The 24518-nt window shown below is 70.4% G+C and carries 25 protein-coding genes; 11 read left to right on the top strand and 14 right to left on the bottom strand.

Translation table 11 applies throughout. The annotated features are described in order from the left end of the window. Position 1 precedes the first annotated feature (1 nt). Both ACSGDB_RS09665 and ACSGDB_RS09660 read right to left on the bottom strand, forming a co-directional pair. Positions 2-796: an ABC transporter permease gene (locus ACSGDB_RS09665; protein ID WP_434994409.1), complete on the bottom strand. Its 795-nt coding sequence runs from the start codon at positions 794-796 to the stop codon at positions 2-4. After that, complete coding sequence (locus ACSGDB_RS09660; protein ID WP_434994408.1) at positions 793-1743, bottom strand: ABC transporter ATP-binding protein; 951 nt, start codon at positions 1741-1743, stop codon at positions 793-795. Before ACSGDB_RS09660 ends, ACSGDB_RS09665 begins: the two co-directional genes overlap by 4 nt. Before the next feature lie 128 nt (positions 1744-1871). Here ACSGDB_RS09660 and ACSGDB_RS09655 point away from each other — a divergent pair, with 128 nt between their 5' ends. The 8 genes from ACSGDB_RS09655 to ACSGDB_RS09620 all read left to right on the top strand — a co-directional run bounded on the left by ACSGDB_RS09655 (position 1872) and on the right by ACSGDB_RS09620 (position 9894). Further along, complete coding sequence (locus ACSGDB_RS09655) at positions 1872-2768, top strand: helix-turn-helix transcriptional regulator (protein WP_434994407.1); 897 nt, start codon at positions 1872-1874, stop codon at positions 2766-2768. Then, positions 2768-4240: a Fe-S cluster assembly protein SufB gene (gene sufB, locus ACSGDB_RS09650; RefSeq protein ID WP_434994406.1), complete on the top strand. Its 1473-nt coding sequence runs from the start codon at positions 2768-2770 to the stop codon at positions 4238-4240. Before ACSGDB_RS09655 ends, sufB begins: the two co-directional genes overlap by 1 nt. Before the next feature lie 2 nt (positions 4241-4242). After that, entirely contained in the window at positions 4243-5580 is a 1338-nt protein-coding gene (gene sufD / locus ACSGDB_RS09645; protein WP_434994405.1) for a Fe-S cluster assembly protein SufD, read from the top strand. Continuing rightward, positions 5580-5939 (top strand): non-heme iron oxygenase ferredoxin subunit, encoded by a 360-nt coding sequence (locus ACSGDB_RS09640; RefSeq protein ID WP_434994403.1) that lies wholly within the window; start codon positions 5580-5582, stop codon positions 5937-5939. Before sufD ends, ACSGDB_RS09640 begins: the two co-directional genes overlap by 1 nt. Positions 5940-6002: 63 nt before the next feature. Beyond that, complete coding sequence (gene sufC / locus ACSGDB_RS09635) at positions 6003-6770, top strand: Fe-S cluster assembly ATPase SufC (RefSeq protein ID WP_434994402.1); 768 nt, start codon at positions 6003-6005, stop codon at positions 6768-6770. 42 nt (positions 6771-6812) lie between these two features. Next, positions 6813-7142: a metal-sulfur cluster assembly factor gene (locus ACSGDB_RS09630; protein WP_104120512.1), complete on the top strand. Its 330-nt coding sequence runs from the start codon at positions 6813-6815 to the stop codon at positions 7140-7142. 143 nt (positions 7143-7285) lie between these two features. Then, the gene (locus ACSGDB_RS09625) at positions 7286-8227 is read left to right on the top strand and encodes an ABC transporter ATP-binding protein (RefSeq protein WP_434994401.1); all 942 of its coding nucleotides are present in this window, start codon (positions 7286-7288) and stop codon (positions 8225-8227) included. Beyond that, a complete protein-coding gene (locus tag ACSGDB_RS09620; RefSeq protein ID WP_434994400.1) occupies positions 8227-9894 on the top strand; it encodes an ABC transporter permease in 1668 nt (555 codons plus the stop codon). Before ACSGDB_RS09625 ends, ACSGDB_RS09620 begins: the two co-directional genes overlap by 1 nt. A gap of 79 nt (positions 9895-9973) precedes the next feature. Here ACSGDB_RS09620 and ACSGDB_RS09615 read toward each other — a convergent pair whose 3' ends face one another. The 3 genes from ACSGDB_RS09615 to ACSGDB_RS09605 are packed head-to-tail and all read right to left on the bottom strand — an operon-like array spanning position 9974 to position 11971. Next, a complete protein-coding gene (locus ACSGDB_RS09615) occupies positions 9974-10648 on the bottom strand; it encodes an energy-coupling factor transporter transmembrane component T family protein (protein ID WP_434994399.1) in 675 nt (224 codons plus the stop codon). Next, a complete protein-coding gene (locus tag ACSGDB_RS09610; RefSeq protein WP_434994398.1) occupies positions 10645-11337 on the bottom strand; it encodes an energy-coupling factor ABC transporter ATP-binding protein in 693 nt (230 codons plus the stop codon). Before ACSGDB_RS09610 ends, ACSGDB_RS09615 begins: the two co-directional genes overlap by 4 nt. Next, entirely contained in the window at positions 11330-11971 is a 642-nt protein-coding gene (locus ACSGDB_RS09605) for a biotin transporter BioY (RefSeq protein ID WP_434994397.1), read from the bottom strand. Before ACSGDB_RS09605 ends, ACSGDB_RS09610 begins: the two co-directional genes overlap by 8 nt. 164 nt (positions 11972-12135) lie before the next feature. Here ACSGDB_RS09605 and ACSGDB_RS09600 point away from each other — a divergent pair, with 164 nt between their 5' ends. Then, the gene (locus ACSGDB_RS09600) at positions 12136-13734 is read left to right on the top strand and encodes an ABC-F family ATP-binding cassette domain-containing protein (RefSeq protein WP_434994396.1); all 1599 of its coding nucleotides are present in this window, start codon (positions 12136-12138) and stop codon (positions 13732-13734) included. Positions 13735-13777: 43 nt separating this feature from the next. Here ACSGDB_RS09600 and ACSGDB_RS09595 read toward each other — a convergent pair whose 3' ends face one another. From ACSGDB_RS09595 to ACSGDB_RS09560, 8 genes are all read right to left on the bottom strand, one after another. Further along, a complete protein-coding gene (locus ACSGDB_RS09595; protein ID WP_434994394.1) occupies positions 13778-15109 on the bottom strand; it encodes a glycosyltransferase family 2 protein in 1332 nt (443 codons plus the stop codon). Between the two features lie 46 nt (positions 15110-15155). Further along, positions 15156-15989, bottom strand: a complete 834-nt coding sequence (locus ACSGDB_RS09590) for a hypothetical protein (RefSeq protein ID WP_434994393.1) — start codon at positions 15987-15989, stop codon at positions 15156-15158. After that, entirely contained in the window at positions 15986-17515 is a 1530-nt protein-coding gene (locus tag ACSGDB_RS09585) for a polysaccharide deacetylase family protein (RefSeq protein WP_434994487.1), read from the bottom strand. The genes ACSGDB_RS09590 and ACSGDB_RS09585 overlap by 4 nt, the downstream gene beginning before the upstream one ends. Positions 17516-17535: 20 nt before the next feature. Next, on the bottom strand, positions 17536-18531 hold the full coding sequence (locus tag ACSGDB_RS09580; RefSeq protein ID WP_434994392.1) for an NAD-dependent epimerase/dehydratase family protein: 996 nt from the start codon (positions 18529-18531) through the stop codon (positions 17536-17538). A gap of 25 nt (positions 18532-18556) precedes the next feature. Next, entirely contained in the window at positions 18557-19927 is a 1371-nt protein-coding gene (locus ACSGDB_RS09575; RefSeq protein WP_434994391.1) for a nucleotide sugar dehydrogenase, read from the bottom strand. 365 nt (positions 19928-20292) lie between these two features. Then, entirely contained in the window at positions 20293-21120 is an 828-nt protein-coding gene (locus ACSGDB_RS09570; RefSeq protein ID WP_434994389.1) for an SURF1 family cytochrome oxidase biogenesis protein, read from the bottom strand. Beyond that, complete coding sequence (locus ACSGDB_RS09565) at positions 21121-21360, bottom strand: hypothetical protein (RefSeq protein WP_434994486.1); 240 nt, start codon at positions 21358-21360, stop codon at positions 21121-21123. Between the two features lie 52 nt (positions 21361-21412). After that, entirely contained in the window at positions 21413-21838 is a 426-nt protein-coding gene (locus ACSGDB_RS09560) for a DUF3099 domain-containing protein (RefSeq protein WP_434994388.1), read from the bottom strand. A 204-nt stretch (positions 21839-22042) separates the two neighbouring features. On the opposite strand from ACSGDB_RS09560, the gene ACSGDB_RS09555 reads away from it, so the two are divergent. Together ACSGDB_RS09555 and ACSGDB_RS09550 are read left to right on the top strand one after the other, a co-directional pair. Then, positions 22043-22780 carry a beta-ketoacyl-ACP reductase gene (locus ACSGDB_RS09555; RefSeq protein WP_434994386.1) on the top strand — a complete coding sequence of 246 codons (738 nt, stop codon included), beginning with the start codon at positions 22043-22045 and terminating at the stop codon, positions 22778-22780. A gap of 51 nt (positions 22781-22831) precedes the next feature. Then, complete coding sequence (locus ACSGDB_RS09550; RefSeq protein ID WP_434994385.1) at positions 22832-23581, top strand: SDR family oxidoreductase; 750 nt, start codon at positions 22832-22834, stop codon at positions 23579-23581. A 30-nt stretch (positions 23582-23611) separates the two neighbouring features. Here ACSGDB_RS09550 and serB read toward each other — a convergent pair whose 3' ends face one another. Next, positions 23612-24496 carry a phosphoserine phosphatase SerB gene (serB, locus tag ACSGDB_RS09545; protein WP_434994384.1) on the bottom strand — a complete coding sequence of 295 codons (885 nt, stop codon included), beginning with the start codon at positions 24494-24496 and terminating at the stop codon, positions 23612-23614. Positions 24497-24518 lie beyond the last annotated feature (22 nt).

Raw genomic sequence — 24518 nt, 5'->3', positions numbered from 1 at the left:
GTCAGCTCCATTTGAACCAGCGGATGGCCGCCAGGCTGGCGACGACGGCCCAGGCCAGGAGGACCAGGCACGCGATGGGGTCGAACACGCCGTCCAGCAGGGCGCTCCGGAGACCGTCGCCCAGGGCGGCGGAAGGGAGCACCGAGACGAACGGTTCGGCGGCGGCAGGCAGGCTCGCCGCCGGGATGATCACGCCGCCGGCGGCGGCGAGCAGGATCCACACCAGGTTGGTGACCGCGAGGGTCGCCTCCGGGCGGAGCGTCCCGGCCACGAGGAGCCCGAGCGCGGTGAAGGCCGCCGACCCGAGGAGCAGCAGCAGGGCCGCGGGCAGGATCCCCGCGGGGTCGGGCGTCCAGCCCATCAGGAGGGCGGCTCCGCCGATCACGACGAGCTGGACGGCCAGCACGACGGCGACCGCGACCGCCTTGCCGAGGATCAGGCCCGACCGGCCGAGCGGCGTCGTCGACAGGAAGCGCAGGACCCCGTAGCGGCGGTCGAACCCCGTCGCGATGCCCTGGCCGGTGAAGGCCGTGGACATGGTGCAGAGGGCGAGGACGCCGGGGGCCGCGACGTCGATCCTGCTCGGCCCGTAGGCGTCCAGCAGCGGCGTGAGGACCAGCGCCGTGAGCGCGAGGAGCGGCAGGACGATCGCGAGGACCAGCTGCTCCCCGTTGCGGAGCATGGCCAGCGCCTCGTAGGCGCCGTGGCGCAGGACCCGGGCCGGCAGCGGGGCCGCGGCACCGGCGGCCGACGGAGGGGCCGGCGTCCCGGCGGGAACCGGTGCGTGAAGGGTCATCGGATGCTCCGTCCGGAGATGTCGAGGAAGACGTCCTCGAGCGAGCGCGGCGCCATGGAGATCGCCGTGGGCATCACCCCGCATGCGTCCCACCACCGGGCCAGCCGGGCGACGTCGTCCGCCGTGAGCGGTCCGCGGAGCACGTACTGTCCCGGTTCCGTCTCACGCTGGAGCAGGTGGGGGAGGAGATCGGGCGGGAACGAGAGGCCCGGCACGGTCTCGAAGCGCAGTTCGCGGGCGCCGTCCGCCCCGCTGTCCGCCGTGAGCGACGCGACGGTGCCCTCGGCGACGGTGCGGCCTCCCTCGAGGATGTACACGTAGTCGGCGAGCTTCTGGGCGTCGTCGAGCAGGTGCGTGGTCAGGATGACGGCCAGGCCGTCGGCGCGGAGCTGGCGGATGAGGTCGAACACGATGGTGCGGGACTGCGGGTCGAGGCCGGCGCTCGGCTCGTCGAGGAAGACGACCTCGGGCCGGCCCACCAGCGCGCAGGCCAGGGCGAGGCGCTGCTTCTGCCCACCGGAGAGCCGCCGGATGGAGACGGCCCCGAACTCGTCGAGTCCGAGGTGCTCCGCCAGGGCGGCGACGGGCAGGGGGTTCGCGTACATGGACGCGACGTGGCGGAGGAGGGCCAGCGGGCGCACCGACGGCGGGAGCCCGCCGTCCTGCAGCATCACCCCGACACGCGCGCGCAGGTGCGGCGTGGCCCGGGACGGATCCTCGCCGAGCAGGCGGACCCGGCCGCCGTCGGCGCGCTGCAGGCCCTGCGCGCATTCGAGGGTCGTCGTCTTGCCGGCGCCGTTGGCGCCCAGGAGGACGGTCACCGCGCCGTGCTCGGCCCGCAGGCTGACGCCGTCGAGCACGCGGACCATCCGGCCGTCGAGGGCGCCGACCGGGCCGAAGTCCTTGACGAGACCGTCGATCTCGAGGGCGGGGGAAGATGTCGGCACCCGCTTATTCTACGGCAGGTAGTAGGCGCCACGACGGCGCCGATGGGTAGCCTCGCCTAAGTGGTGGCACGGAATACATTAGGTCATGCTTGTGTTGTGTATTTTGTCGCCGACGGAGGGAATGGATCGTGACCGCATCACCCCACGCCGCCGTTCCGGCGGCGTCTACGCCTGCTGTCCGGGCGCCGGCCCGCGCGGCGCAGATCGTCTCCCCGGACTCCGACGAACGCACGCGGGACCGTGTCCTCGCGGCCGTCCTCGAACGCGGCCCGGTCAGCGCGACGGAGCTCGGCGACAGCCTCGGATTCACGCCTGCCGCCATGCGGCGCCACCTCGACGCGCTGTCCACCGACGGCCTCATCGAGGTCAAGCGCGTCCGCGGGTCGGCCGGCGGCGCGGGACGCCCGGCCCGGCGCTACGTGCTCAGCCGCCGCGGGCAGTCCCGGCTCGGCAACGACTACCTGGACATCGCCGTCGCGGCGCTCGCGCAGCTCGGTGAGACCGGGGGTCCCGAAGCCATCGAGGAATTCGCCCGCACACGCTTCTCCGGCATGGAGGAGCGGTACCGGCCGATCGTCGAGGCCGCAGGTCCCGACCTCGCCGCCCGTGCCCACGCCCTCGCCGGCGCCCTGACCACCGACGGTTTCGTCGGGTCCACCAAGACGGTCGGCCTCCCGCAGGGCGACGCGCCGCGGACGGGCCCCTCGGCGGCCCGGCCCGTGATGCTCAGCGTCCAGCTGTGCCAGGGACACTGCCCCATCCAGGGCCTGGCCTCGGCCTTCCCGGCGTTCTGCGACCAGGAGACCGGCGTCTTCGCCCGCCTGCTCGGCGTCGACGTCCGGCGGCTGTCCACCCTGGCCGCCGGCGGGCACGTCTGCACCACCCACATTCCCCTGGGACGGACGACGGCGGCCACGGCCGCGCCGGTCGGCCCGGACACCCCGGGACCCGCGCAGGCGGATCCCGGCACCGTCCCGCCCAGCAGCCCAGCAACGTTATCCATCCATCAGCAAGGAAGGCCATGATGACGGATCAAGTAGACCGCACGCCCGCTGCATCGGCAGTGCCGGAGTCGGTGATCACCGACATCCTCGAGAAGAACCCCGAGCTCGAGGGCATCGGGACCTACCAGTACGGGTGGGCCGACAAGAACGAGGCGAGCGACAACGCGCGCCGCGGGCTGAGCGAGGAAGTCGTCCGCGACATCTCCGCGAAGAAGAACGAGCCCGAATGGATGCTCGACCTCCGCCTCAAGGGCCTGAAGTACTTCGACCGCAAGCCCATGCCCGCCTGGGGCGCCGACCTCTCCGGCATCGACTTCGACAACATCAAGTACTTCGTCCGCTCCACCGAGAAGCAAGCGAACACGTGGGAGGACCTCCCCGAGGACATCCGGAACACGTACGAGAAGCTCGGCATCCCCGAGGCGGAGCGTGCGCGCCTGGTCTCCGGCGTCGCGGCCCAGTACGAGTCCGAGGTGGTCTACCACCAGCTGCGCGAGGACCTCGAACGCCAGGGTGTCCTCTTCCTCGATACCGACACCGCGCTGCGCGAGCACCCCGAGATCTTCAAGGAGTACTTCGGCACGATCATCCCCGTGGGCGACAACAAGTTCGCGTCGCTGAACACGGCCGTCTGGTCGGGCGGCTCGTTCGTCTACGTGCCCAAGGGCGTCCACGTCGAGATCCCCCTGCAGGCGTACTTCCGCATCAACACCGAGAACATGGGCCAGTTCGAGCGGACGCTGATCATCGCGGACGAGGACTCGTACGTGCACTACATCGAGGGCTGCACCGCCCCGATCTACACCTCGGACTCCCTGCACTCGGCCGTCGTCGAGATCGTGGTGAAGAAGGGCGCCCGCGTCCGCTACACCACCATCCAGAACTGGTCGAACAACGTGTACAACCTGGTGACCAAGCGCGCCGTCGCCCACGAGGGCGCCACCATGGAGTGGATCGACGGCAACATCGGTTCCAAGGTCACCATGAAGTACCCGGCCGTGTACCTCGTCGGCGAGCACGCCAAGGGGGAGACGCTCTCCATCGCCTTCGCCGGTGAGGGACAGCACCAGGACACCGGGTCGAAGATGGTCCACATCGCGCCCAACACCAAGTCCTCGATCATCTCGAAGTCCGTGGCGCGTGGCGGCGGACGCGCCGCCTACCGCGGACTCGTCCAGGTCCGGGACGGCGCGAAGCACTCGGCCAATACGGTGCGCTGCGACGCGCTGCTCGTGGACACCATCTCGCGCTCAGACACGTACCCGTACGTGGACATCCGCGAGGACGACGTCACCATGGGCCACGAGGCCACCGTGTCGCGCGTCAGCGAGGAGCAGCTGTTCTACCTCATGTCCCGCGGGCTCCCCGAGGACGAGGCCATGGCCATGATCGTGCGCGGCTTCATCGAGCCGATCGCGCGCGAGCTGCCCATGGAGTACGCGCTCGAGCTGAACCGGCTGATCGAACTGCAGATGGAAGGGGCCGTGGGCTAGCAATGGCTGACACGACACAGATCTCACCCGACACCACGTCCGAGGGGGAGCGGACCGAGCTCGGACGTGCGGCCGACAAGGCACGTATAGGTGTTCCCTCCGGCACAGTGGACACCCGCGCCGTCATCGACGGCTTCACCGAGGAGGGCGAGAGCCTGCCCGGGGGCGACGACGGGGTCGAGCAGCTCGGCTTCAAGAAGCACAGCCACGGCAACGCACCGGTCATCCCCGAGGCCTCGCGCGGTGAGCGCCGCCGGTCCTTCGACCTCGCGGACTTCCCGCCGCTGACCGGCCTCGAGGAGGACTGGCGGTTCACGCCGCTGAAGCGCCTCCGCGGCCTGCACACCGACGCGCTCGACGGCGCAGCGCCCGCCGTCGCCGTCACGGGTGCCGGCAACGTCACCGTCGAGACCGTGGGCCGCGGCGACTCCCGGCTCGGGTCGGCCGCCACGCCGGAGGACCGCGTGTCGGCCGCCGCGTGGAACGCCTTCACCGAGGCCACGGTGATCACCGTCCCGCGCGAGACCGCCGCCGACGGCGAGGTGATGGTCAGCGTCACGGGGTCCTCACCCGGCGCCGCCGCGCAGCACATCCTCATCCACGCCGAGGCGTTCTCGAAGGCCGTCGTGGTCCTGGACCACACGGGCTCCGTCACGCTCGCCCAGAACGTCGAGATCGTGGTGGGCGACGGCGCCGAACTCACGGTCGTCAGCGTCCAGGAATGGGACGACGACGCCGTGCACGTGTCCTCGCAGCAGGCGAAGGTGGGACGCGACGCCCGGTACAAGCACGTCGTCGTCAGCCTGGGCGGCGACCTCGTGCGCCTCACGCCGTCGTCCATCTTCACCGCCACCGGCGCCGAGGTCGAGATGTACGGCCTGTACTTCGCCGATGCCGGACAGCACCTCGAGCAGCGCCTCCTGGTGGACCACGCGGTCCCGAACTGCAAGTCCCGGGTGACCTACAAGGGCGCGCTGCAGGGACAGGACGCGCACACCGTCTGGGTGGGCGACGTCCTGATCCGCAAGGCGGCCGAGGGCACGGACACCTACGAGACGAACCGCAACCTGATCCTCACGGACGGCGCGCGCTCGGACTCGGTCCCCAACCTGGAGATCGAGACGGGACTCATCGAGGGTGCAGGCCACGCCAGTGCCACGGGCCGGTTCGACGACGAGCACCTGTTCTACCTGATGGCGCGCGGCATCCCCGAGAAGGCGGCCCGCCGTCTCGTGGTGCGCGGCTTCCTCACCGAGGTCATCCAGCAGATCAGGGTGCCCGCGCTCGAGGAGCGGCTGTCGGAGTCGGTCGAGCGCGAACTCGCGGCAGGCAACCTCTGATGTCCGAGACGCCCCGCGGCGAGCTGATCTGCAGCGTCGACGACATCCAGGTCAAGCAGGCCCTGCGCGTGCTCATCGACGACTACCCCGTGGCGATCGTCCGTGACTCCGAAGGCGACATCCACGCGCTGGGCGACACCTGCTCGCACGCGGACATCTCCCTGTCCGAGGGCGACGTCGAGGGGTGCGCCATCGAATGCTGGGGCCACGGCTCCCAGTTCGACCTCCGCAGCGGCGCCCCGCTGCAGCTCCCGGCGTACGAACCGGTCCCGGTCTTCGCGCTGGAGATCCACGACGGCAACGTCTACGTCGACGTCACGACGGTCACAAACGGAGCAGCCACCCCGCAGCTCGGCTAGCGGCCCCAGCCCCACCTACTTCCTGCACACCTCCTGCATAGCAGGCGAAGGAGAAAGAACACGATGTCCACACTTGAAATCAAGGACCTGCACGTCAGCATCGACACCGAGCAGGGCAACGTCCCCATCCTCAACGGTGTCACGCTGACCATCAACACCGGCGAGACCCACGCGATCATGGGCCCCAACGGCTCCGGGAAGTCGACCCTCGCGTCGACCATCGCCGGCCACCCCCGCTACAAGGTCGACAGCGGCACGATCACCCTCGACGGCGAGGACGTGCTGTCCATGAGCGTCGACGAGCGGGCCCGCGCCGGACTGTTCCTGGCCATGCAGTACCCGGTCGAGGTACCCGGCGTCACGATGACGAACTTCCTGCGGACGGCCAAGACGGCCCTCGACGGCGAAGCCCCGAGCCTGCGCCACTGGACCAAGGACGTCAAGACGGCCATGGCGCAGCTGCGTATCGACGCCGACTTCGCGCAGCGCAACGTCAACGAGGGCTTCTCGGGCGGCGAGAAGAAGCGCGTGGAGATCCTGCAGCTCGAGCTGTTCCGCCCCAGGTTCGCGATCCTCGACGAGACCGACTCCGGCCTCGACGTCGACGCCCTGAAGGTCGTCTCGGAGGGCGTCAACCGTGAGCACGCGAAGGGTGAGATGGGTACGCTGCTCATCACGCACTACACGCGGATCCTGCGGTACATCAAGCCGGACTTCGTCCACGTGTTCGTGGGCGGCAGGATCGCCGAACAGGGCGGGCCGGAACTCGCGGACCGCCTCGAGGAAGAGGGCTACGATCGGTTCACGGCACAGGCCGCGGTCGAGGCGTAGCCCCACCGCGTCAGAGGACACCAGCCTGAGAGGAAGAGTTCGATGAGTGATGTGCAGCAGGCGCAGACCGCGCTGGATGACATCGAGGAAGCGCTGCGGGACGTGATCGACCCGGAGCTCGGCGTGAACATCGTCGACCTCGGTCTCCTGTACGGCCTGAAGTACGCGGAGGACGGCGCCCTCCTGATCGACATGACCCTGACGACGGCGGCCTGCCCGCTCACCGACGTGCTCGAGGAGCAGGTGGGCCAGGCGCTCGACGGCGTCGTGGACGAGTGGCGCCTGAACTGGGTGTGGATGCCGCCGTGGGGTCCGGAGAAGATCACCGAGGACGGCCGCGACCAGATGCGGGCCCTCGGCTTCAACATCTGAGCGGTCCGACGGCGGGACGGGAGGGCGGTTCCAGCGAAGGCTGGGACCGCCCTTCCTCGCGTCCGGGAGGTCCTTCGGCCCTGACCTGCGTGCCCCGGCGGTCCTAGCCTTGGTCCCGGACGACCGACCAGAGGGGACACAGGATGGCGGCGGTAGAGGTCCGGGATCTCCGGAAGTCCTACGGCGACCTCCTCGTCGTCGACGGTGTGTCCTTCAGCGTTGATGCCGGCGAGGTGTTCGCCCTCCTCGGACCGAACGGGGCCGGGAAGACGACGACCGTCGAGATTTTGGAGGGGCACCGGCGCGCCGACGCCGGCACCGTGTCGGTCCTTGGCTTCGACCCGGCGACGCACCCCCGCGCCTTCCTCGAGCGCATCGGGATCGTCCTGCAGGACGCCGGGTTCGAGGACGACTTCACCGTCCTCGAACTCGTGAACCTGCAGCGCGGGCTCTACCCGCGCCGGGTGGGGGCGGACGCCCTGATCGACCAGGTGGGGCTCTCGGCGAAGCGGAAGGCGCGGGTGAAGACCCTCTCGGGGGGCCAGCGTCGCCGGCTCGACCTCGCCCTCGGCCTGGTCGGCGACCCGGAGATGCTCTTCCTCGACGAACCCACCACCGGGTTCGACCCCTCCGCCCGGCACCAGGCGTGGGGGCTGGTGGAAGGCCTCCGCGACCTGGGGAAGACCGTGCTCCTGACCACGCACTACCTCGACGAGGCGGAACACCTCGCCGATCGCGTGGCCGTGATGGTCGAGGGCCGCATCGTGGCGCTCGGGACGCCGGCGGAACTGACCGCCGGGCAGCGCAGCGTCGTGGTGTCGTTCCGCCTGCCGCGCGGGATCCCCGTGGAGAGGCTCCCCGAACTGGGCGGCAGGCCCCTGCCCGACGGAGCGGGGTGGACGCTGTCCACGATGCATCCGGCCGCGGTGCTCCATGCCCTCTCCGGCTGGGCGCTCGAACACCGGCTCGAACTCCCGGCCCTCGAGGTCCGCCGTCCCTCCCTCGAGGACGCCTACCTGGCGCTCGTGGGCTCGGCGGCGACGGCGGAGCGGGAGGACGCCGAGGCACCCCCGGGGAGGGCGTGATGGACGCCGGCGTCGGAAGCGCCGTCCGGGGGCAGGCCGTCCCGGTCAGCGCCGCCTCGATGGCCCGCGACCAGCTGGTGCATGCCGTCCTCGCGCTGTGGCGGACCCAGGTGGTGCTGATCTTCACCTTCGTGATGCCGCTGCTTTGGCTCTTCGTGCTCGGCCTGCTCGCCGGCAACGACGCCGTGGGGCCGGACGGCGTCCGGGTCATGCAGTTCGCCGCACCGATCGCCATCGCGATGGGCACGTTCTTCGCCACCCTGCCGCCGGTGGCGATCGCGGTGGCGGAGGCCAGGGAGACCGGGGTGCTGAAGCGCCGTCGGGGGACCCCCCTCCCGGCCTGGGCCTACTTCTTCGGGCAGATCGGCGCGGCCCTGCTGTTCGCCCTCGGCTCCCTCGTGGTGACGGTGCTGCTCAGCGTCCTGCTCTACGACGTCCGGCTGCGCACGGAGACGCTCCTCGCCACCGCCGTGACGCTGGTCCTCGGGACCCTGACGTTCGCGGCCATGGGTCTTGCGATCGGGTCGCTGAGCAGGACCGCCTCCATCGCGGAAGCCGCGTCGATCGGTTCCGCGGTGGTGCTCTCCTTCATCTCGGGCCTCTTCTTCGTGGGGGCCGCGCTGCCGGCCTGGCTCGACGCGGTCGCCTCCGTGTTCCCGCTGAAGCCCTATACGGACTCCCTGCGGAGCCAGTTCGACCCCTACCTCCCCGGGGGCGGCTGGAACCCGGCGGAGCTTGCGGTCATCGCGGGGTGGCTCGTCGCCGGCACGCTGGTCAGCCTCGGTGCCTTCCGGTGGGAGCGGTACCGGTCGCCGTCCGCCGGGTCTGCACGGCGGCGACCGCCCCGGTCGACGCCGCCGTCGTCCGGGGGACCGGCCCCACGAGGGCTCGGCGCCGTGGCGGTCCGCCGGCCCTCCGCCCTCGCCCTTCTCGCGGGCCAGGCCGGGGCTGCTCTCCGCGGCATCGCCCGCCGGCCGGGTGACGTGTTCTTCTCGGTCCTCATGCCGGTGGGCCTCTTCGCGCTCCTGGTCACCGTCCAGCCGGGCGACACCCTGGCCGACGGTCGACCCGCCGCCCTGGTCATCGGGGCCAGCATGGTCACCTGGGGCGCGGGCGTCGCCCTGTTCATGAACCTCGCGGAGCGTGTCGCCCGGGCCCGGGACACGGGCCTGCTCAAGCGACTGCGGGGGACGCCGCTGCCGGTCGTCGGGTATCTCGCCGGGAGGACCGTCGCGGGCTTCACGCTCACCCTGGTGATCCTCGCCGCGATCCTCCTGCTCGGGGCGGTCGCCTACGGTCTCAGGATCGGCGCGGCCGGGCTGCTGCTCGGGCTGGTGGTGCTCCTGATCGGCGCGCTGAGCCTGGCAGCCTGCGGGTTCCTGCTGACCGCGCTGGTGCCCAGTGCGCGGGCGGTCGGCACCGTGGGCCTGGCCGTCCTCTTCCTCCTTTCCTTCTTCTCGGACGTGTTCCTGAACGATGGACCGGCCTGGATGGACACCGTCGGCTCGTTCTTCCCCCTCAAACACCTGCAGAACGGGTTGGTCGCGGCGTGGGATGCCTCCGGGTCCACGACGCCGTGGCTGGATCTCCTGGTGCTGGCGGTGTGGGCCGGGGCCGCCGGAGCGGCAGCGATCCGGCGGTTCCGCTGGCAGCCGGCTCGGGGATGACACCGGGGAACCGCGGCCCGCGCCGGTCTCACCGCCGGGCGGATGGCCTGGCCCTGATCCTGTGGCTGCGGCGCGTCGACTATGCTCCCGGGCGGGCGTCCCGGCCGTCGTCGTCCCCGTCGTCGTCCCCGTCGTCGTGGTCACCGAGGCCTCGCGCCGCGAGGGCCTCGCCGGTCCGGTGCGCGTAGGCGACGGCGCCGATCACGAGGGGCGTCACGGCGATCCGCGGGCTGCGGTCGAGGCCCCGCGCCTTCGCGGCCTCCCTGACGTCGACGAACAGTCCGGCCAGGTAGGGGATGCTGCGCAGCATGACGGACAGCGCGAGGGCGAAGCGCTCCGGTTGCGCGCCCAGGACGCGGAGGGGGCGGGCCAGCCGGACCACGCCGTCGAGCATGGTCTGCGTGGGTGTCGTGAGCGTCAGGGCCCGCGCCGCGAGCAGGCAGGCGATGATCCCGCCCACGACGCCGAACGCGGCGGACCATCCCTGCAGCCAGCCCTGGTAGAGCGCGAGGACCCCGAGGACGGGCGCCGCCGGCAGGAGCATCCGCAGGATCCGCACGGGGGACACGTGCGCCCCGAGCAGCAGCGCGCCGACGGTCAGGACCAGCGCGACGCCGGTGACGGAGGGCGAGCGCCAGGCGAGGACGACGCCCGCGCAGGCGAGGGACGCGGCGGCCTTGACGGGCAGCGGCGTGCGGTACAGGAAGCCGCTGCCGGGCTCGTAGAGGCCGATCGTGCCGCCGAAGCCCCTCACGGCCCGGGCACCGGCGGCGAGACGAGCGAGCGGTAGTGCGCCACGGCGTCGGCGGGTGGACCGTCGAAGACGACGGCGCCGCCGTCGACGACCAGCGTCCTCTCGGCCTCGAGGGCGAAGTCCAGGTTGTGCGTCGTGAAGACGACCTGCTGCTCCAGGCCGGCGATGACCGCCCGGACCCGGGCGTCGTTCCGCAGGTCCAGCAGCGTGGTCGGCTCGTCGGCGACGAGGATCCGTGGCTCCACGGCGAGCACGACGGCGAGCGCGAGGATCTGCCGTTCGCCGCCGGAGAGGTCGTAGATGCTGCGGTCCGCGAGGTGCTCCACGCCGAAGCGCCGCAGGACGTCCTCCGCCCGCCGGTGACGCTCGGCCGGCGGGAGCCTCCGCGTCCGCAGGGACAGCTCCACGTCCTCGCGGCCCGTCGGCATGACGAGCTGCGACAGCGGATCCGTGAACACGAAGCCGACGGAGCGCCGCACCGCCCGCCCTTCCGTCCGGGTGTCCCGCCCGAAGACGGTGACCGTACCGGTGGACGGGACGAGCAGTCCGTTGATGAGGCGCAGCAGGGTCGACTTGCCGGATCCGTTGGCACCGATCACCGAGATCCGCCGCTCGCGGAGCGTCAGGGTGGCCTCGAGGATGGTCCGGCCGCCGTCCACGCGCACCTGCGCCCCCGCGAACTCAATCACGCGGTGCGCGCCCGGCGAGCAGCCGGGGGAAGGCGCGGTGCACCGACACGGCGATGACCGCGGCCAGGATGTTCTTGAGCACATCGCCGGGCAGGTAGGCGGCGTCCACGATCACGGCGTCCCGCAGCGGCAGGCCCGCATTGACCATGAGGCCCGCGATACCGAGCGGGTGGATGGTCACCAGGCTCGCCGCGAGGCACGCGATGAAGAGGAGGGGGGCGCGGAACCGCTGCCGGCGCAGGACGACGACGGCGAGGAGCCCCGCGACGAGGGCCGCGAGGGGGAACGCCAGGAGGTATCCCGCGGACGGCCCGGCCAGCACGCCGAAGCCCCCGCTGAACCCGCTGAAGACCGGCAACCCGATCAGCCCGGCGACCAGGTAGAGCAGGACGGCGGCTGTCCCGCGTGCCGGCCCGAGCACGATCCCCGCGAGCATGACCCCGAGGGTCTGGAGCGTGATGGGCACCCCGAGCGGGCCCACCGGGATACCGGGTAGGATTGCAAGGGCGGCGATGAGGGCGGCGAAGACCGCGATCAGCGAGAGATCGGTGGCATCCCACCGTCGTCCGGGCCGTCGTCCGGAGGACGGGCGGCTGCGGACCGGATGGGCGGCGGTCTTCTCGGCTGGCTGCATGGCACACACTCCTTCAGCGGGCCGGAGTCGCACCGGCTGCTCCGGTGATTGTCGACTTCCTCCAGCCGTCACTGCTTCTGTACCGAGACTAGCGCCGGTCACCGGGGGATCCTTTGTGGGATTCCTACAACAACGCCGTCTCCGGCACCATGAAAGGCCACACCGTGATCAACGTTTCGAACCTCGAGCTGCGGGCTGGTGCCCGCCTTCTCATGGACGGGGTGTCCTTCCGCGTGGACAAGGGTGACAAGATCGGGTTCGTGGGCCGCAACGGCGCCGGCAAGACGACGCTCACGAAGGTGCTGGCAGGCGAGGCGCTCCCGGCCGGCGGCACAGTGACCCGCTCCGGGGAGATCGGCTACCTGCCCCAGGACCCCCGGACGCCCAACATGGAGCAGCTCGCCCGCGACCGCATCCTCTCGGCCCGCAACCTGGACGAGGTGGTCAGCGAACTGCGTCAGGCGCAGGAGGACATGGCCAGCGACACGGCGTCGGTGCGCAACAAGGCGATGGCGCGCTACGACCGCATCGAGTCGGCGTTCCTCGCCGGCGGCGGCTACGCGGCCGAGGCCGAGGCGGCGTCCATCTCCTCGAACCTGGCGCTGCCCGAGCGCATCCTCAATCAGCCCCTCAAGACGCTCTCCGGCGGCCAGCGCCGGCGCGTGGAACTCGCGCGCATCCTCTTCTCCGGCGCCGAGACCATGCTCCTCGACGAGCCCACCAACCACCTCGACGCCGACTCCATCACCTGGCTCCGGGAGTTCCTGAAGAACCACCAGGGCGGCCTGATCGTCATCAGCCACGACGTGGAACTGCTCGAGGCGACCGTGAACAAGGTGTTCCAGCTGGACGCCAACCGGGCGACCATCGACATCTACAACATGGGCTGGAAGCGCTACCAGCTCCAGCGCGAGACCGACGAGCGCGCCCGGAAGCGCGAGCGGGCCAACGCCGAGAAGAAGGCGCAGGTCCTCATGGACCAGGCCAACAAGATGCGGGCCAAGGCCTCCAAGGCCGTCGCCGCCCAGAACATGGCCAAGCGCGCCGAACGCCTCCTCGGCAACCTCGACGCCGTCCGCGCCTCCGACCGCGTGGCCGCCCTGCGCTTCCCCGAACCGTCGCCCTGTGGCAAGACGCCGATGACGGCGGAGGGACTGAGCAAGTCCTACGGGTCGCTCGAGATCTTCACCGACGTGGACCTCGCGATCGACCGGGGGTCGAAGGTGGTGATCCTCGGGCTCAACGGTGCGGGGAAGACCACCCTGCTGCGCATGCTCGCCGGCGTCGACACGCCGGACACGGGCAAGGTCGTCGCCGGTCACGGCCTCAAGGTCGGGTACTACGCGCAGGAGCACGAGACGCTCGACACGCAGCGCACGGTGCTCGAGAACATGAAGTCCTCCGCCCCGGACATGCAGGACGCGGAGGTGCGCGGCATCCTCGGCTCGTTCCTCTTCTCCGGCGACGACGTCGACAAGCCCGCCGGGGTGCTCTCGGGCGGCGAGAAGACGCGCCTGGCCCTGGCGACCATCGTGGCGTCCTCGGCGAACGTACTCCTCCTGGACGAACCGACGAACAACCTCGACCCCGCCAGCCGGGCCGAGATCCTCGGCGCCCTCAAGAACTACAGCGGCGCCGTGGTCATGGTGAGCCACGACGAGGGCGCCGTGGACGCGCTCGACCCCGAACGGGTGGTCCTCCTGCCCGACGGCGTCGAGGACCTCTGGAACGAGGACTACCTGGAGCTCGTCACCCTCGCCTAGAAGTCCCGGGCCGGTCGGCCCCTACCCGGAGTACCCCTGGTGCTCACGCTGCATCGACGGTGTCGGTGGCGCGGATGGTGCGCGTCGGGGGATTCGTGCCGTCCGCGTGCCGCCGGGGGCTGGTCCAGACGCCGCTCGTCCGGTCCGGCAGCCACGCTCTCGGGAGTTGGCTCAGGCAGATGCCGGCGTCCAGCATGCGCACCAGGGGGAAGAGCAGTCCGAAGAGCAGGTACACCGGCCGCTTGAGGAGGATCGCGGCCAGGACCGAGAGCAGGAAGTCGGGGAGGAGGACCCCCAGCAGGACGGCGCCGAGCGGGACGGCTTCGGTCAGCCACTCCAGGACCGGCGGTGCCTGCGCGAGCAGCGGCCGCGGCAGGGCGTCGGCGATGAGGGAGAGGACGAGCAGCGGCAGCAGGGACAGCAGGAGGATCCCGCTGACGACGAGTTCGACGATGTGGATCCACAGGTTGACCCAGAACTTGGTGAACCGGAACCGGTGCCGCCGGACGGTCTGCCAGAAGCCGAGGTTCCACCGTCGGATCTGGCGGACGTAGTCCCGGAGGTTGTCCGGATCCTCCGTGTACGCGATGGCGGCCGACGGGTGGAACGCGATGCGTCCGAGTTTCCTGGCGTGGACGTCGAACGTCATGTTGAAGTCCTCGATCACGAGGCCGCGGCCCGCGACGTCGATGTGCCGGAGGACGGAGGTGCGGTACATGCTGGCGAAGCCCGGGACGATGCTCACCACGTTCGCCGGTTTGGCCGCCTGGCCGTATTTCAGCAGGAGCTGGACGACCAGGTAGAGCCTGTCGCGGTAGGCGATGAGGAACCGGCCCAGCAGCGACCGCTTGCCCGCGCCCACGATCGACTTCGCCCGGCCCGCCACCGCGGCGACCCCGGGGTCGGCGAAGAGCGGCAGCCCGGTGGTCAGGTAATCCCTCGTCGGCCGGGTGTCGGCGTCGAGGATCAGGACGACCTCGAAGCGGTCACACAGCCCGAAGTGCCGGATGCCCTCGGCCAGGGCTCCCGCCTTGCCGCGGTTGACCTGCAGATCGAGGACGTTGACGCCCAGATTCCGGGCGATCGGGACGGTCGCGTCGGTCGACTTGTCGGACACGACGTGGATGTTGGTCGGGGGCACGAGGTCCGCCGCCGCGTGGATCGACTTCTCGATGGTCGACGCCTCGTTGTGGGCGGCGATGAGGACCGCCACGCGACTCACCGGGGGAGTGCCCGGCGGACGTGGGGCGTGGGGCCCGGCCGTGGTGCGGCGCACCGCTTCGCCCACGCCGCGGCCCACGCCGACCAGCCCCCAGAACGTGGTGCTGAGACCCACCACCAGCAGCACCACCAGCAGAACTGTCAGGAAGTCCATGGTTCTCCGTCACTCCTCGCGGGGCTGCATCTGTTGCGCCGCCCGGTCATCGGACCTGGCTCGTGGTGACGATCCGCTTCCAGGGCCCGTCCGGCACGTCCGCCTCGTCGACGAACTGCCAGTCCACGCGGTCGTTCTTGTCATCGAGTCCCCTGAATCCGAGGCAGCCGTTCAGTGCCGGTGAGACGTCCAGGCCGGCTCCGTTGTACTTCGTGCTCGCGGGGCGCCGATCGTCGTGTCCGAAGACGTACTCGCGGTCGTTGTACAGTGCCGGTCCGGCGTCCTGGATCTGCCCGTAGCACACCGACCACCCCTTCCTGAGCTTGACCCAGCGGTTCTTCATGAAGCTGTACTTCCGGTCCGTCAGGAGGGACGGGTTGCCGGCGGCGTCCTGGGCCGCCCAGGGGATCACCGTGCCGCGGTCCGCGAACGCGTCCGGATCGTTGACGTCGTCGAACGGGAGATCGAGGTAGAAGGGGTTCTCCAGCGGCGTCATGCTGCTGGGGAAGTAGTCGTTCTCGGCGACCCGCTGCTCCGTTTGGCATCCGGCATCCGTCCGCACGCCGTCGCACCCCCCGTAGCTCTCCATCCAGCGCGAGTCGTAGGTCGACAACTCCTGACTGCCGTCCGAGGTCTCGGGGTCGTGGATCTCGCCCACCCAGAAGGTCGTGGCGACGATGTCCGTGTGCCACGGGTACTTCTGCTGTGCCTGAGACGAGACCATCAGCATGGTCCCGATGACGAGCAGTGCCACCACTGCCGCCCCCACCAACAACGCGCGCCGTCGGGTTCGTCGCAGCATTTCCACATGGCCGTCCTTCGCTGCTCGTCGCTGCGCGGCCCGGCTGTGTCCGCCGGGGCCGCGTGTGTCGGTACTCATCGTCCGAGTCCGAGGTTCTCCATCGGTCCCAGCGCCGTAGCGGACAACCGGGTCCACATCACGTCGATGCCACGACCCAGGTAGTCCCACCACCCGACGCTCCACTCCAGGCTGTAGTCGTCGGTCTCCAGGGTGCCTGCACCCATGACGTTGAGGCCGAAACTGATGCCGTCGACCCCTTCGGGAACGGTATCGGTGATGAAGGTCGCGTGCGCCCATTCGTCCGAGGGGGGGAATGCGGGGCTCGACGTCCAGTAGGACCACGTCCCGTCCCGCTCCCGCACGTAGATTTCGAACTGCGTCTCCCCGCTCGAGCGGTACCAGACACCGAGCTCGTAGGCCCTGGTCGGTTCCACCGTCGGGGAACACGTGCCGAGGTCCATGGTGGGGATCAGCTTCGCGTCCCCGTTCACGTAGTCGGTCAGGGAGAGCTGCGCGGCGACGTCGCCCGTCCGGGCGTCCCCCCGCACGGCGAAGGAGCGCTCGTTCTCACCGAAGCCGGCCTGCTGCCAGCACGCGGGGAGGTTCCCGTCGGCGTCGAGCGTCTCGAGGCCGGGGTTGCGGACCAGGTTTCCGGCACGGGGCGGATCGACGGCGTCCACAACGGCCTTCTCGGGTCCCCCGATCACCTGGTCGACGGTCCTCACCACCGTGCCGGCTGCGGCCCGTTCCGCGATCCACGCCGTGAAGGCCTCGAAGACGGACGGCGGGATCGAGAGCTCGTTGCCGGTGTCGTCCATGTGGTGGAAGGTCAGCTGCAGCCATCCGCCGGTGGTCTCGGCCGTGGTGACCGTCTTCTGCAGGTCCTCGAGCGTCCACGTGTTCTCCACTTGGTTCGGAGCCTTCGTCCGGAAGGGATTTGCCGGGGGCATCGTCTCCGCCACCGGGCAGCCGGCACAGATGTCGTCCTCACCCGGCACGGCCGGGCTCCGGATCTCCCCGAGCGCCCGGGCGCTGTTGTACCCGCAGGCCGCCGCGAGACGCTGGGTTTCCCCGGTCGAGGCACCGAAGGGGTAGGCGAAGCTGGTGACTCTCAGGCCGAGGTCGATCAGGGTGGCCCTGTCCCTGCAGATCTGGCGCTGGGCCTCATCCGGGACCAGCTTCGTCAGGTTGTTGTGCGTGGCCGTGTGGCCGCCGATCTCGTGACCCTCGTCCTGCAGCGTGCGCACCTGGTCGACCGTCATGGTGGTGGGTGGTGGATCCCCGGACCCCGGTTCGTCGGCGAGCAGGCCCGACGACACGTAGAACGTCCCCTTGAGGTCGTGGTCGTTCATGATCTGCGCGGCCTCGAACTGATCGTCGTTGCCGTCGTCGAAGGTGAGGCTGACGATCGTTCGCGGAGCCGACGCCTGGACCACGGGTGCGCCGTCGACGGCGGCCTGCGCCGGGGACATGCCGACGACGGACGCGCAGACCATGAGGAGTACCAGGAGCAGTGCTGCCATGCCGTCCGTACGGCAGCGCAGGGGGTGATCGCGGTCCCGGTCCGGCCCGCCGTTGCCGGGCCCGGACGGCGGATCGTGCATCCGTCCCACGCGGGTCCTCCTCACCGGGTGGCTCCCGCTGCGACACCGCCCGGGGCGTCGGACAGCATCGCCTTCGCCACCTTGAGAATGATCGTGTCCACCGACGTCGTCGGCTTGAACCTCACGAGGCGGCCGGCGAGGGAATTGTCCGGAACCCGGCGGCGCATGTCCTCGTAGCCCGGCCCGTAGGCCTGCTCGTAGGGGACCAGGTTGATCACGCTGCTGCTCCCGAGCAGCTTGATGGTCCGCTCCGCCAGCTCGAGGATCGAGATCTCCTGCAGTCCCCCCAGGTTGATGGCGAGACCCCGCGTCGCCGGCTCCTCGGCGATGCGCACCATGGCCGGGACGACGTCGCCGACGTAGGAGAAGCAGCGCGTCTGCCGTCCGTCGCCGTACACGGTGAGCGGTTCGCCTCTCAGCGCCTGCCCGACCAGGTTCGGCACCACCATGCCGTAGCGGCCGGTCTGGCGTGGTCCGACGGTGTTGAACAGCCTGACGATCGACACGTTCAGGCCGAATTCGCGCCAGTAGGCGTGGGCGAAGGCTTCGTCGATGCCCTTCGCCGCTGCGTAGGTCCACCGTGACTTGAGGGCGGATCCGAGGATGCGGTCGGCGTCCTCGGACAGGCGGTCCGCCGTGTTCTTGCCGTAGATCTCGCTGGTCGAGGCCAGGAGCAGGTCCGCCCCCGCTTCCAGGCAGGCGTCCAGGACCACTTCGGTGCCATGGATGTTGGTGCGAAGACTCTCCAGGGGGTGGTCCACGATGAGGTGCACGCCGACGGCGGCAGCCAGGTGGAAGACGCGGTCGGCCGCGCCGATGACCTCACGGACGGCGTCGCGGTCGAGGATGCTGCCTTCGCGGAACGTGAAAGCGGGGTGGTCCCAGCTGGCCTTCAGGTTCTCCCCGGCGCCCGTGGACAGGTTGTCCAGCACCGTCACGCTGTCGCCAGCGTGGAGCAGGTGTTCGGTGAGGTGGCTGCCGATGAACCCGGCACCGCCCGTGATGACAGTTCTCATGTTTCGGTACTCCCAGCCGGTTCGGTCAGAGATGGATGATGTTGGACGCGTGCGGAAGACGGAAGGTCGAGTCGAGGACATCGACCTCCGGGGTGATCCAGCTGATGTCCGCGGTACTGTGCGCGGTGTGCAGGAGCACCAGGTCGGCATCGAATGCTGCGGGGTCGGCCTCGTGTTCCAGCACCCTCCCGTCGCCGAGGCGGAGGCTCGGGATCAGATGGTCGTGGTAGGAAACCACCGCACCTTCTTCGATGAGGCCTTCGAGGATCTCGAGCGCCGGGGACTCACGCAGGTCCTCGACATCGGGCTTGTAGGCGACGCCCACCACCAGGACACGCGACGAGTGAAGGCCCTTGTCCCGGTCCGAGAGGATCTTGCGGATGCGATCCACCACCCGGCCCGGCCGGGCGGCGATCGCATTCATCGCCTGCTCGATCACGGGTGTGGAGAGCCGCAGCCGACGCATCTGCCAGAGCAGATAGTGGGGATCGCAGGGGATGCAATGGCCGCCCACCCCCGGACCCGGTGTGAAGGCCATGAACCCGTAGGGTTTCGTGGCGGCCGCGTTGATCACCTCCATGACGTCGAGCTTCAGCGAATTCGCCATGTCCGCGAACTCGTTGGCCAGACCGATGTTCACTGCACGGAAGGTGTTCTCCACGAGCTTGGTGAGCTCGGCGGCATCCGCCGAGCTCACCACGTGCACGAGGCGGGTGTAGGTGCCGATGAGGGCTGCCGCAGCCTCGGTGCAGCTGTTCGTGATCCCGCCGACCACGCGCGGGACGTCCTCGTGCGCAACACTGTCCATTCCCGGGTTGATGCGTTCCGGGCTGAAGGCCACATGGATGTTGCTCCCGGCGACCAGGCCGCGCTTGCCCAGCGGGGTCGCCAGGAGATCGCGGGTGCTGCCGACATAGGTGGTCGACGTCAGGAGCAGCAGTTGGCCGCTGACCGCGTTCTCGACCACGGTCTGGCAGGCCTGCGCCAGGATCCGCAGATCGGGCACGAGGTAGGCGTCCACCGGGGTGGGCACGCAGATGATCACCGCCGCTGCGCGGGACAGCCGCGACGGGTCGTTGGTCAGCTCGAAGGACGGATCCGTGAGGGCCCGCGCCAGGCGCTCGCGGTCCGAGGGCACCAGGTCCGCCCGGCCGTCGCGGATGACGTCGAGGCGGGCGGGACTCGCGTCGAGCCCCAGGACCCGGGCGCCGGCCGCACTGAAGGCCAGGGAGGTGGGCAGTCCCACGTACCCCATCCCCACGATCGCGACGTCGAACTCGAACTCGTGTTCGGACTGTTCCTGCGCCGATGCCGTGGTCGCCGCGGGGGCTTCGAGAAGTCCCGTCCCCTTTCGCCTGCTCCACAGCTTCGGACCAGCAACCAGATTTCCAGCCATCTTCACATCCTTTGATCTAGCGTGGATCCCGGCGCCAGACGACTTTCGGATTCAGGTGCTCGGTTTCCCAGCCCGGAGCCACAGGGAGTGCGCGGCTGTGGTGTTGTGACCGCCGCAGTCGTCACTCTATGAAGGGCCTTCACCCTGCGCACGAGTGCATTCCACGCGACTCCGGCGCCGATCACTCGCACGTGACACTTGGGATCGAGATACGGCTACGCGGCTGCCGGCCCTGAATACTCAGACGGCGGACGGCGTGCCACGCGGCGCCGCGGGCATGGTGGGGTAGCGGCGGGAGTCATGGCCCGGCGGGAAAACCGCACCGCGCCCGGACGTGCCGCCCGCGGGCGGCGCGAGGACGGACGCTAGCGGATGCCCTGCCTGTCGAGGATGGCGTCCTCTTCCTCTTCCGAGGAGGGACGGCGACGCCGGCGGACCGGGCGGGCGGTGGCGGTGCCGTCCCGCTCGGCGTCGTTCCTGCGTTGCTGGCGCGCCGCGTAGCCGAGTCCCACGAAGGCGAGGACGCCGAAGGCGAACCACTGCAGGGAGTAGGAGAGGTGCGGCCCTTCGTCGATGGACGGCTTGGGGGCGGCGACCGGGGTCTCGGGTACCGCCGGCCGCTCCAGGGCCAGCAGGCCGTAGGCGGCGTCCTGCAGCGGGTACTCCAGCGTGTCCGCGAGCGAGGGGAGGTGCACCGATGCCACCTGACCGTCGGGGGCGCCGCGGTTCACCTCGGGCTCTCCGGGTCTGATCCGCGCCGTGACCTCGACCTCTCCCGCGGGCGGGGCGGGGACGGCGTCGGGCCGTCCCGCTTCGACGTTGCCGATGGGCAGCCACCCGCGGTCGATGATGACGGCGGTCCCGTCCTGGAGCCGCAGGGGAGTGAGTACCTCGTATCCCGGCTGGCCGTTGAGCGGCCGGTTGCGCACCACCACCTGGCCCTCGGTGTCGTACGTCCCCGTGAACGTCACCGGCGTCCATTCGCGGGTGGGGTCGAAGACGTCGAAGCCGTTCACGCCCGGCACGTAGCGTTCCGGTGGGGCGTCGTAGTTCGCCTCGATGCGCTGGATGTCCTCGACGACCGCCTCGCGCCGCTCCAGCTGCCATCGTCCGAGTCCCACGCAGCCTGCGGCGAGCACCACGACCACGGCGAGCCAGCCGAGCCAGCGGGCGGAGAAGAAATAGCGGAACACCTAGCGGGTCTCCATCGGTCGGTCGGCGGTGAGGGGGAGGGTCTGCTTCCAGAGTCCGCGGTCCCGGAGGTATTCCTCGAACCACTCCACGTGGTCGGGGCACGACGCCCAGGCCTTCCGGCGCTCCGGGGTGTGGATGCGCGGATTGTTCCACAGCAGCTGCCAGCCGGCGTCGTTCCGGCATCCCTTGCGGGAACAGACGGGCGGCCCTGCCTCGGCCGTCCGCGGGGCCCCGAACAGACCGAGGCCCGCGGCCGGCGGGGCGGCAGCGGGCCGGGCGGCGGAGGGTCCCTCAGCCACGGGCGTCGGGCCCGCCGTGGTCCGCCTCGTGCGACCCGTGACGTGCCGGGTCCGCGGAGTCGTCGACGATCTCGCCGCTGAGGACGTCCTCGTCGGCGTCGGGGGCGGCGTCGACGACCGTCGCCTCGATCTCGCGCACCGGGGCGCGGTCGATCAGGGCGGCACTGTGAGGGATGTTGCTGGTGTCGCTGCCGCCGTTCGCGACGATCACGGCGAAGTAGGGCAGGAACACCGCTCCGGCGATCATCACCCACTGCAGCCACACGTAGGGGACCACGAACACCAGGACGAAGCAGACGAGGCGGATGCTCATCGACACCGAGTAGCGGATCATGCGTGTACGCATCTCGTCGCTGTGCGATTCCCGTGCGTCGGAGATGCTGTGGACGTCCGTGTTGTGCTTCGTTTGCATACTCATCACACTTCCGAAAAGACTCCCTCCATTGTCTCATTCCGGGTCCCGTTCCCGAAGTCGAGGGATGCGCCGCTAGGATCGTCGGGACGGCCCGACCGACGGCCGCGGGGGCTTCCGAGCGGGCTGGACGCCCGTCCGGGCCACCCCATGGTGGTCGGCAGGAACAACGCGGACCGCTTCCGGTCCGCAGACAGAGGAGTTACCCCCTTGGCACGTGATGCAGACACCGCTGCGCCGGCGACCGGCCGCAGCGTCCTTGTGACCGGAGGAAACCGCGGGATCGGCCTTGCCATCGCCAAGGTATTCGTAGCCAACGGCGACAAGGTTGCCATCACCTATCGCAGTGGTGAGGTCCCCGAGGGAATGCTCGGTGTGCGTGCCGACGTCACCAGCGAGGAACAGATCGACGCCGCGTTCACGCAGGTCGAGGCAGAGCACGGGCCGGTGGAGGTGCTGGTCGCCAATGCCGGCATCACCCGCGACACCCTGCTTCTGCGCATGAGCGAGAGCGACTTCACGGACGTCATCGACACGAACCTCACCGGCGCGTTCCGCGTGGTGAAGCGGGCGTCGCGCGGCATGATCCGCCTCCGGCGCGGCCGCGTCATCCTCATCTCCAGCGTCACGGGCCTGTACGGGGCGCCCGGCCAGATCAACTACTCGGCCTCCAAGGCCGGACTCGTCGGCATCGCCCGCTCCCTGACGCGCGAGCTGGGTTCGCGGGGCATCACGGCGAACGTCGTCGCCCCGGGGTTCATCGACACCGACATGACGGCCGAGCTGCCGGAGGACACGCGCAAGAGCTACCTCGCCACCATTCCCGCCGGCCGCTTCGCCTCGCCCGACGAGGTGGCAGGTGTGGTGTCCTTCCTGGCCGGCGACGCAGCCGGCTACATCTCCGGTGCCGTGATCCCCGTCGACGGCGGACTCGGCATGGGCCACTAGGCGCCACCGGCCGTCATCCCACCACTTCTGCAGCCCACTCCAAGGAGCACCATGGCCACCCTCGAGGGAACCACAGCAATCATCACCGGATCGTCCCGCGGCATCGGCGCCGATGTCGCGCAGCAGCTCGCCGCGCAGGGAGCCGCCGTCGTCGTGAACTACCGCCAGAAGGCGCCGCGCGCCAACAAGGTGGTCGCGGGGATCGAGGCGGCCGGCGGCCGGGCCGTCGCCGTCGGTGCCGACCTGACCGCCCCCGAGGGTCCTGCCGCACTCGTCGAGGCCGCGGTCTCGACCTTCGGCGGCCTCGATCTGCTGGTCCTCAACGCGTCCGGCGGGATGGAGACGGGGCTGGGGGAGGACTACGCGCTGAAGCTCAACCGCGACGCGCAGATCGCCATGCTCGAGGCCGCCACGGAGGTGATGCCCGCGGGCTCGCGTGTCGTCTTCATCACGAGCCACCAGGCGCACTTCATCGACACGGTGGAGACGATGGACGCCTACGAGCCCGTCGCGCGCAGCAAGCGTGCCGGCGAGGACGCCCTGCGCGCCCGCATCCCGCAGCTCGACGAGAAGGGGATCTCCCTCGTCGTCGTGTCCGGTGACATGATCGAGGGCACGGTGACGGCGACGCTGCTGGACCGCGCGACCCCCGGGGCCATCGAGGCGCGCCGCCAGGAGGCGGGCCGCCTGTACTCCGTCGCCGAGTTCGCGACGGAGATCGTCCGGATGGTCACGGCGGATGTCCCCACCGGGCACACCGAGTACGTGGGCGGCGCCCAGGACTTCCTCGCCAAGAGCTGACCCGGCACGGGATGCCGGGCGGGCCCGCGGCTACAGTCCGGCGAAGTGGCGGACGACGTCCAGGTCCGGGAGGTCCAGCGCGGCGTCCGCCGCGGCGCGGACGGCGGGCTTCGCGTTGAACGCGACCCCGAGTCCCGCTGCCCCCAGCATGTCGAGGTCGTTCGCCCCGTCGCCGACCGCGATCACGGCTGCCGGCCGGACGCCGGCGCGGTCCGCCTCGGCGCGGAGCGTGCGTTCCTTCTCCCGACGGTCGACGACGGCCCCTGCCACCCTCCCGGTCAGCGTGCCGTCGAGGATCTCGAGGTCGTTCGCCTTCGCGAAGGACAGGCGGAGACGCTGGGCGAGGGGTGCGAGGACCTGCGAGAAGCCACCGGAGACGACGCCGACGCGATGGCCCGCTCCGAGGTACGCGGCCACGAGGGCCTCGGCGCCGTCGCTCAGCCGGATGCGTTCCACGACCTCCCCGATCACGGCGGCCGGGAGCCCTTCCAGTGCACGGACCCGGTGGTGGAGGGACTGGGCGAAGTCGAGTTCGCCCCGCATGGCCGCCTCGGTCACCGCCGCGACCTCCGCCTCGCGGCCCGCGTGGGCGGCCAGCAGCTCGATGACCTCCTGGCGGATGAGCGTCGAGTCGACGTCCATGATCAGCATTTTGGGCCCGGGGGAGTAGACGGGCGCCGGCACCAGGGCGGCGCCCACGCCGGACGCGGCCGTCCACCGGGACAGGCCGGCGCGCACCTCCGCCGCAGGGGCGGCGAGCTCGACGTCGAGGGTCAGCACCGCATAGGTGGGGGCCTGGGTGGCGGAGGTCTCCGTGACCTCGACGCCGAGCCCGTGCAGGGCGGCGAGCAGGTCCTCCCGCCGTCCGTCGTCGAGCCGTCCCGCATAGGCGACCACCCGTGCCGTGTCCCGCATGCTGCCGCTCCTGTCCGCGCCG

This window comes from Arthrobacter sp. Ld5, assembly GCF_051172775.1.
Lineage (GTDB): Bacteria > Actinomycetota > Actinomycetes > Actinomycetales > Micrococcaceae > Arthrobacter_D.
The sequence above is the reverse complement of the archived record's forward strand: the minus strand, read 5'-3'. Positions and strand labels throughout refer to the sequence as shown.

Excerpts from the sequence above, each read along its gene's own strand:
- ACSGDB_RS09550 (WP_434994385.1), top strand. The coding sequence starts at position 22,832 with ATGGCCACCCTCGAGGGAACCACAGCAATCATCACCGGATCGTCCCGC.
- ACSGDB_RS09605 (WP_434994397.1), bottom strand. The coding sequence starts at position 11,971 with ATGCAGCCAGCCGAGAAGACCGCCGCCCATCCGGTCCGCAGCCGCCCG.
- ACSGDB_RS09620 (WP_434994400.1), top strand. The coding sequence starts at position 8,227 with ATGGACGCCGGCGTCGGAAGCGCCGTCCGGGGGCAGGCCGTCCCGGTC.
- serB (WP_434994384.1), bottom strand. The coding sequence starts at position 24,496 with ATGCGGGACACGGCACGGGTGGTCGCCTATGCGGGACGGCTCGACGAC.
- ACSGDB_RS09595 (WP_434994394.1), bottom strand. The coding sequence starts at position 15,109 with ATGGACTTCCTGACAGTTCTGCTGGTGGTGCTGCTGGTGGTGGGTCTC.
- ACSGDB_RS09630 (WP_104120512.1), top strand. The coding sequence starts at position 6,813 with ATGAGTGATGTGCAGCAGGCGCAGACCGCGCTGGATGACATCGAGGAA.
- sufB (WP_434994406.1), top strand. The coding sequence starts at position 2,768 with ATGACGGATCAAGTAGACCGCACGCCCGCTGCATCGGCAGTGCCGGAG.
- ACSGDB_RS09640 (WP_434994403.1), top strand. The coding sequence starts at position 5,580 with ATGTCCGAGACGCCCCGCGGCGAGCTGATCTGCAGCGTCGACGACATC.
- sufD (WP_434994405.1), top strand. The coding sequence starts at position 4,243 with ATGGCTGACACGACACAGATCTCACCCGACACCACGTCCGAGGGGGAG.
- ACSGDB_RS09580 (WP_434994392.1), bottom strand. The coding sequence starts at position 18,531 with ATGAGAACTGTCATCACGGGCGGTGCCGGGTTCATCGGCAGCCACCTC.
- ACSGDB_RS09590 (WP_434994393.1), bottom strand. The coding sequence starts at position 15,989 with ATGAGTACCGACACACGCGGCCCCGGCGGACACAGCCGGGCCGCGCAG.
- ACSGDB_RS09585 (WP_434994487.1), bottom strand. The coding sequence starts at position 17,515 with ATGCACGATCCGCCGTCCGGGCCCGGCAACGGCGGGCCGGACCGGGAC.
- ACSGDB_RS09625 (WP_434994401.1), top strand. The coding sequence starts at position 7,286 with ATGGCGGCGGTAGAGGTCCGGGATCTCCGGAAGTCCTACGGCGACCTC.
- ACSGDB_RS09560 (WP_434994388.1), bottom strand. The coding sequence starts at position 21,838 with ATGAGTATGCAAACGAAGCACAACACGGACGTCCACAGCATCTCCGAC.
- ACSGDB_RS09665 (WP_434994409.1), bottom strand. The coding sequence starts at position 796 with ATGACCCTTCACGCACCGGTTCCCGCCGGGACGCCGGCCCCTCCGTCG.
- ACSGDB_RS09575 (WP_434994391.1), bottom strand. The coding sequence starts at position 19,927 with ATGGCTGGAAATCTGGTTGCTGGTCCGAAGCTGTGGAGCAGGCGAAAG.
- sufC (WP_434994402.1), top strand. The coding sequence starts at position 6,003 with ATGTCCACACTTGAAATCAAGGACCTGCACGTCAGCATCGACACCGAG.